A 6,752-nucleotide genomic window follows, 5' to 3' on the forward strand; every position below is an offset into this window, starting at 1 on the left:
CGCGTGCGCCGCCTGCGCCGCGTTGAACTCATCGCCCGCGCGCCAGGTGTCGGCGTTGATCCGGTCCGGGGGTTGACTCGCCGCGACCACCAGGAACGCGAGCGACGCGGCGAGCCCCACGCCCAGCGTGAGTGCCAGGCCGACCGGCCAGCGGCGCGCCATGTGCTCAATGCTCGTCGTGGCCATCGTGCTCTCCCGTTGCGGCCGTCAAGAAGGTGGCGCGCCGGCGCACTAGCAGCGCCGCGCGCTCGGTGTCGGCGACCGAGAACCAGATCTCCTGCGGCTGACTCGCCGCAGCGCTTCGCGGTCCGGCCACGAAGACCCGCAGCTCGAGGCTCGTGAGCGGCTCGACTGCGATCGGGTTCGCGCCGACGAGCAGATCGAAGCCGGAGGGCGCCTCGAGCGCGAGCGCGAAGCGGTGCGCCCAGCGGTCGCGGTTCTCCACCCGCAGCGTGTACGAGTTCGCGGGCCGACCGTCCGCGAGCGTGGAGTACAGGCTGGTCGAGTTGTGACTCGCGAAGACCTCGAAGGGCACGCGCCGGGCGAGCTGCAGGGCCAGAGCCGCCACCACGGCGCACAGCGCGAGGCCGTAGAGGGCGACGCGCGGGCGCAGCCACCGGACGCGACGCCCGAGCGACGCCCGGTAGCCGATCAGCTTGGGCGCACGCCCGAGCTTCGCCATGACGCCATCGCAGGCGTCGATGCACTGAGTGCAGGCAATGCACTCGAGCTGCAGCCCCTGGCGGATGTCGATCCCGGTCGGGCACACCGCGACGCACAGTCCGCAGTCGACGCAGTCACCCGAGGTCTTGCCCCGCTTGCCGCGTGGCTCGCCTCGAGCCGGGTCGTAGGCGACCACGAGCGTCTCGCGGTCGAACAGCACGCTCTGGAAGCGGGCGTAGGGGCACAGGTACTTGCAGAAGGTCTGGCGCACCCAGGCGAAATCGAGATAGGCGACGGCGCTCGCGACCGCCAGGAAAGCGAGCTCGGTCGGCGTCGCGCTCGCCCGGGCGAACGCCGCCGCGAGCTCGCGCGGAGACACGAAGTACGCGACCAGGTGAAAGCCGATCACGGCCGAGATCGCCAGCCAGGCGAGGTGAGTCGCCACGACGCGCGCGCGACTCACTCTTGCGGGCGGCTTCGAGCCACGCCAGCCCTGGATGCGCCGGGCGACGCCCGCGAACAGGTCGGAGAAGATCGTCTGCGGGCAGGCCCAGCCACACCACAGCCGGCCGGCGAGCGCCGTGAAGAAGAACAGCGCGAGCGCCAGGCCGATCACGAGCAGCCACAGAAACACCAGCTCGCCCGGGAAGATCACGATCCCGCCCACGTGGAAGCGCCGGTGCGGCACGTCGAAGCGCAGCACGGGCTCGCCCGCGAGCTCGAGCCACGGCACGACGAACAGGATGGCGATCAGCAGCGCGTCGACGCGCGTGCGCAGCGTGCGGAAGAAGCCCCGGACCGGCCGAGCGTCCAGCACGACGCACTCAGGGCGCCGGCGGCGCCGGCGGAACGTAGTCGGGCGCGCCGAACTCCGAGTGACCCACCTTGGGAAGTGAGTCGACGTAGGCGAGAACCTTCCAGATCTTCTCGTCGCCCAGCTGCGGTCCCCACGGAGGCATTCCACCCGGCCGGCCCCCGGTGACCGACGTGAAGCGCTCCGCGTCGCTCCCGCCGTACTTCCAGTACGGGTCGACCAGAGAGGGCCCGACCAGTCCGTGCGCTTCTGGGCCGTGACACGCAGAACAGATCGTGGCGAAGGTCTGCGCGCCATCCGCGATCGCCGCGGCGTCGCCCTTGTAGGGGTTCTGGAGCGGAGGCGGCGCGTGCACCGGGGCCGCGGCACGCGCGGCCGCGACCTCGGCGGCCCACTGCCCGCGCGCCGACCAGTCGGAGAGCACGAGGTACCAGACGATGTAGCCGAACCCGATCAACCAAGTGGCCGCCCAGGCGGCGTTGAACCAGAGCGGGATCGGGTGGTCGTCTTCGCCGATTCCGTCGCGAGGGCTCCGATCGGGCAGCGGCAGCTCTGCAATCTCGGGGTCCGAGTCACTCATTGCGCGCCTCCACCCACCGCGAGCTCGGCGGCGTTCTGGCCGCGGACGGCGCGTCCGAGCGTCTCGAGATAGGCGATGACCGCAAGGGTCTCGCAGCGCTCCTGGACGGGAGTCAGGGCGATCCCGGCCGCGCGCAGCTTGGCGGCGATCTCCGCCTGCTGCGCGCGCGCCGAGGCCTCGGCGCCCGCGACATCGGCGTCGCTGTACGGGTGACCCAGCGAACGCAGCACCTCGAGCTTGCGGCCCGTGTCGGAGAGGTCGAGCTCGCGCTCGGCCAGAAAGGCGAAGGCAGGCATGTTGGAGCGCGGCTCCACGTCGCGCGGGTTGTGGAAGTGCAGCCAGTGCCACGATGGCGGGTACTTGCCCCCGACGCGCGCCAGGTCGGGTCCGGTCCGGCGCGAGCCCCACAGGAACGGGCGGTCGTACACGCCCTCGCCGGCGAGTGAGTACGCGCCGTAGCGGTCGGTCTCGGTCTTGAAGGGCCGGACCTCCTGGCTGTGACACACGTTGCACCCTTCACGGATGTAGATGTCGCGTCCCTCGAGCTCGAGCGGCGAGTACGGAGTGACTCCGGCGATCGGCTCGATTGTGCCCGCGAGGAAGTGCGGCGGGATCAAGAGCACGAGCCCGCCCACCGCCACCGCCAGGAAGGTCAGGATCGACAGCAAGACGGCGTTGCTCTCGAGCCTGCGATGCCACTCGAAGGCCATCTCAGCGTCCTTCCACGGCCGCAGCCGGGACGGCCATCGGCTCCGGCACGGAGCTCGAGCCCTGCCGGATCGTCATCATCACGTTCCAGAACATGAGCAGCGCGCCCGTCAGGAAGATCGCGCCGCCACCGGCGCGAATCATGTCGTAGGGGCGGATCGCCGCCACGCTGTCGGCGAACGTGTAGGTGAGGCTCCCGTCAGGATTCACGGCCCGCCACATCAGCCCCTGAGTGACTCCCGAGATCCACATGGGAGTCACGTAGAGGACGATTCCGAGCGTGGCCACCCAGAAGTGCGTCTCGACCAGCCGCTGGCTCCAGATCTGCGTGTGCCACAGGCGTGGCACGAGGTAGTACAGAGTCGCGAAACAGGTGAGCGCGACCCAGCCCAGCGCGCCCGCGTGTACGTGCGCGATCGTCCAATTCGTGAAGTGCGACAGCGCGTTCACCGTCTTGATCGACATCATCGGCCCCTCGAAGGTGCTCATGCCGTAGAAGGTGAGTCCCACGACGAACATCTTGAGGATCGGGTCGGTGGCCACGCGGTGCCAAGCGCCACGCAGGGTCAGCAGCCCGTTCAGCATGCCGCCCCACGAGGGCAGCAGCAGCATGATCGAGAACGCCGTGCCCAACGACTGAGTCCAGTCGGGCAGCGGGGAGAACAGGAGATGGTGCGGCCCCGCCCAGATGTACACGAAGATCAGCGACCAGAAGTGCAGGATCGAGAGCCGGTGCGAGTAGATCGGGCGCTCGGCCTGGCGCGGCAGGAAGTAGTACATGAGGCCCAGGATCGGCGTGGTCAGGACGAAGCCGACGGCGTTGTGTCCGTACCACCACTGGATGTTCGCGTCGTGCACGCCCGCGTAGATCGAGTACGACTTCCAGAGACTGACCGGGCGCTCGAGGTTGTTGAAGATGTAGAGCATCGCGATCGTGATCACGGTCGCGCCGAAGAACCACAGGGCTGCGTACAGGCCGCGCTCGCGCCGGCGCGCGATCGTGCCGAAGAAGTTCACGCCGTAGATGACCCACATCACGACGACCGCGATGTCGAGCGGCCACTCGAGCTCGGCATACTCCTTGGAGCTGGTGTGACCCAGTACCAGGGTGATTCCCGCTGCGACCAGCGTGAGGTTCCACAGCCAGAGATGCAGGCGCGCGAGAAAGTCTGACGGCAGGCGCGCGCGACACAGTCGCTGCACGGCGTAGTAACTGCCCGCGAACACCACGCCGAGCGTGAAGCCGAAGATCACGACGTTGGTGTGCACGGGCCGCAGGCGCCCGAAGTGGAAGTACGGACCGACGTTGAGCTGCGGCCAGGCGAGCTGCAACGCGATCACGAGCCCCACCGCCATGCCGACGATGCCCCAGACGAGCGCGGAGAGCGCGAAGCCCCGCACCACACCCATGTCGTAGGTCTCGTCGTCCCCTGCTTCCGTCATCCGTTGCCTCCGGCGCGGCCGGCAGTGCAACGGCCATACCGCGCGAGGGGCGCTCGCGCCCGGCGCCACAGCTGCAGGTGGGGTCATTCGCGGCAGAGCGCGGCGGCTTGCCTCAATCGCGGCCGGTGCCAGCCTGGCCGGGCACCCGGATCTGCCCCTGTCCGTCCGCGTACAATGGCGCTCCCTTTCCGAAGGAGACCCCATGGCCGATCTGCGCGAGATGCCCGAGGCCGAGCTGCGCGAGCGCGTACGCAAGCTGCTCGCCGAGGTGCACCCGGAGAGGACCGACTCGATCACCTTCCGCCGCAAGCAGTTCGAGCACGGACTTGCGATGGTGCACTTCCCGGTGGGTCACGGCGGCCTGGGCATCAGCCCGAAGCAGCAGGTGACCGTGTACGACGAGATCGCGAAACACTCGAAGGTCGTGCACCACGACCCGCTGGTCGCGACGATCGGCATCGGTATGGGCATGCCCACGGTGCTCACGTACGCGAGCGAGGAGCAGAAGAAGTACCACTTGCCGCGCATCTTCTCGGGCGAGGACATCTGGTGTCAGATGTTCAGCGAGCCCAGCGCCGGCTCCGACGTGGCGGGTCTCTCCTCGCGCGCCGTGCGCGACGGTGACCACTGGATCGTGAACGGCCAGAAGGTGTGGACCTCGGTCGCGCACCTGTCGAGCTGGGGCATGCTGGTCGTGCGCACCAACCCGGACGTGCCGAAGCACGATGGTCTTTCGTACTTCATCGTCGACATGAAGACGCCGGGAGTCAGCGTGCGGCCGCTGTATCAGATCACCGGCGAGGCCGAGTTCAACGAGGTGTTCTTCGACAACGTGCGCATTCCGCACGCGAACATGCTCGGCAAGGAAGGCCAGGGCTGGCGCGTCGCGATCACCACGCTCATGAACGAGCGCGTGGCGATCGGCGGCGGCGGCGCCAAGAAGAAGGGCGCGGGCGCGATTTCGCAGGTCGTGCAGCTGTGGCAGAAGCGCAAGCCGGGCGCGCTGTCCGCCGCCCAGGAGGTGATCCTGCGCGACCGCGTGACTCGCGCGTGGATGGACAACGAGCTGCTGCGCATCACCAACCAGCGCGCGCGCGCGGCGCAGCGCTCGGGCAACCCCGGGCCCGAAGGCTCGGTGGGCAAGCTCGCGCAGGCCGAGATCAACAAGCGCCTGTGGGAGCTCGCGATCGACGTGCTCGGACCCGACGGCCTGGCGTTCGAGGCGGGCTACGAGCTGCGCCAGAGCGGCTTCGACAGCCGGTCACTCGAGGGCCTCGCCAAGTATCAGTTCCTGCGCTCGCGCGCGAACTCGATCGAGGGCGGAACCTCGGAGATCATGAAGAACATCCTGGGCGAGCGCGTGCTCGGCTTGCCCGGTGACCCGCGCGTCGACAAGGACGTGCCGTGGAAGGACGTGCCGCGCTCGTGAGCGCGCTGCGCTAGAGGGAGCGAGGGAGACATGCCTGCCGATTTCGTCTTCACCGATGAGCACGAGTCACTGCGCCAGACCCTGCGCGCGTTTCTGGCCAAGCGCTCCGACGAGAAGGCCGTGCGCGCGGCCATGGTCAGCGAGCGCGGCTTCGAGCCCGACGTGTGGAAGCAGCTCGCCGAGGAGCTCGGCCTGGTCGGCCTGATCATCCCCGAGGAGCACGGCGGCGCGGGCTTCGGCGCGGTGGAGCTCCTGATCGCGATGGAGGAGATGGGCCGCGCGCTGCTGTGCGCGCCGTTCCTGGGCACCTCGGTCTTCGCGGCGCAGACCCTGCTCTCCTGCGCCGACGCAGTCACGCAGAAGGAGCTCCTGCCGAAGATCGCCTCGGGGGCGTCGATCGTGAGCGTGGCGCACGCCGAGCCGAACGGCCGCTGGGATCTCGCGGGGATCACGCTGCGCGCCAAGGGCGCCGGCCCGAACGTCACGCTCGACGGCGAGAAGACGCTGGTGCTCGACGGGCTCGCCGCCGACGTGCTCCTGGTGGTGGCGCGCAGCGACGCGGGTCTCGAGCTCTTGCGCGTGAACGCCGGCGCGGCCGGTCTCTCGCGCAGCGCGATCCCGCCGCTCGATCTCACCCGCAAGCTCGCGCGCGTGCGCTTCGCGAACACGCCGGCGACCCGCATCTCGAGCGGCGACCAGACGGCGCAGTTCGAGCGCACGCTGGCCTTCGTGTGCGCGGCGCTAGCGGCCGAGCAGGTCGGCGGGGCGCAGAAGTGTCTCGAGCTGGCGACCGAGTACGCGAAGAGCCGGCTCCAGTTCGGCCGCCCGATCGGGAGCTACCAGGCCATCAAGCACAAGTGCGCCGAGATGCTGGTCTCGGTCGAGATGGCGAAGTCCGCCGCGGCGAACGCCCTGTTCATCGCCGCGGCGAACGAGCCGGACTTCGTCGAAGCCGCCGCGCTCGCCAAGGCCTACTGCTCCGAGGCCTACTTCCACGCCGCAGCCGACAACATCCAGATCCACGGCGGCATGGGCTTCACCTGGGAAGCCGCGCCGCACCTGTACTTCAAGCGCGCGAAGGCGAGTGAGCTCCTGTTCGGCGACTCCGCCCACCA

At 69.2% G+C, this 6,752-nt stretch carries 6 protein-coding genes; 2 read left to right on the plus strand and 4 right to left on the minus strand.

Annotated features, from left to right (window positions below; genetic code table 11):
- Positions 1–166: 166 nt before the first annotated feature.
- Genes ccoG through ccoN form a run of 4 tightly spaced genes read right to left on the minus strand, consistent with a single transcriptional unit; the run spans position 167 to position 4,208 of the window.
- Entirely contained in the window at positions 167–1,480 is a 1,314-nt protein-coding gene (gene ccoG / locus VMR86_20870; GenBank protein ID HTO09516.1) for a cytochrome c oxidase accessory protein CcoG, read from the minus strand.
- A 7-nt stretch (positions 1,481–1,487) separates the two neighbouring features.
- A complete protein-coding gene (locus tag VMR86_20875; protein ID HTO09517.1) occupies positions 1,488–2,057 on the minus strand; it encodes a c-type cytochrome in 570 nt (189 codons plus the stop codon).
- Positions 2,054–2,767, minus strand: a complete 714-nt coding sequence (ccoO, locus tag VMR86_20880; protein ID HTO09518.1) for a cytochrome-c oxidase, cbb3-type subunit II — start codon at positions 2,765–2,767, stop codon at positions 2,054–2,056. Before ccoO ends, VMR86_20875 begins: the two co-directional genes overlap by 4 nt.
- Before the next feature lies 1 nt (position 2,768).
- On the minus strand, positions 2,769–4,208 hold the full coding sequence (gene ccoN / locus VMR86_20885) for a cytochrome-c oxidase, cbb3-type subunit I (protein HTO09519.1): 1,440 nt from the start codon (positions 4,206–4,208) through the stop codon (positions 2,769–2,771).
- 202 nt (positions 4,209–4,410) lie between these two features.
- On the opposite strand from ccoN, the gene VMR86_20890 reads away from it, so the two are divergent.
- The gene (locus VMR86_20890; GenBank protein HTO09520.1) at positions 4,411–5,637 is read left to right on the plus strand and encodes an acyl-CoA dehydrogenase family protein; all 1,227 of its coding nucleotides are present in this window, start codon (positions 4,411–4,413) and stop codon (positions 5,635–5,637) included.
- Positions 5,638–5,667: 30 nt separating this feature from the next.
- Positions 5,668–6,752 (plus strand): acyl-CoA dehydrogenase family protein (locus VMR86_20895; GenBank protein ID HTO09521.1); only part of this gene is annotated, 1,085 nt, incomplete at its 3' end.

It is taken from the genome of Myxococcota bacterium, from assembly GCA_035498015.1.
Taxonomy (GTDB): domain Bacteria; phylum Myxococcota_A; class UBA9160; order SZUA-336; family SZUA-336; genus VGRW01.

Coding starts and splice junctions, on each gene's coding strand:
- ccoO (HTO09518.1), bottom strand. CDS start 2,767: ATGGCCTTCGAGTGGCATCGCAGGCTCGAGAGCAACGCCGTCTTGCTG.
- VMR86_20890 (HTO09520.1), top strand. CDS start 4,411: ATGGCCGATCTGCGCGAGATGCCCGAGGCCGAGCTGCGCGAGCGCGTA.
- ccoN (HTO09519.1), bottom strand. CDS start 4,208: ATGACGGAAGCAGGGGACGACGAGACCTACGACATGGGTGTGGTGCGG.
- VMR86_20875 (HTO09517.1), bottom strand. CDS start 2,057: ATGAGTGACTCGGACCCCGAGATTGCAGAGCTGCCGCTGCCCGATCGG.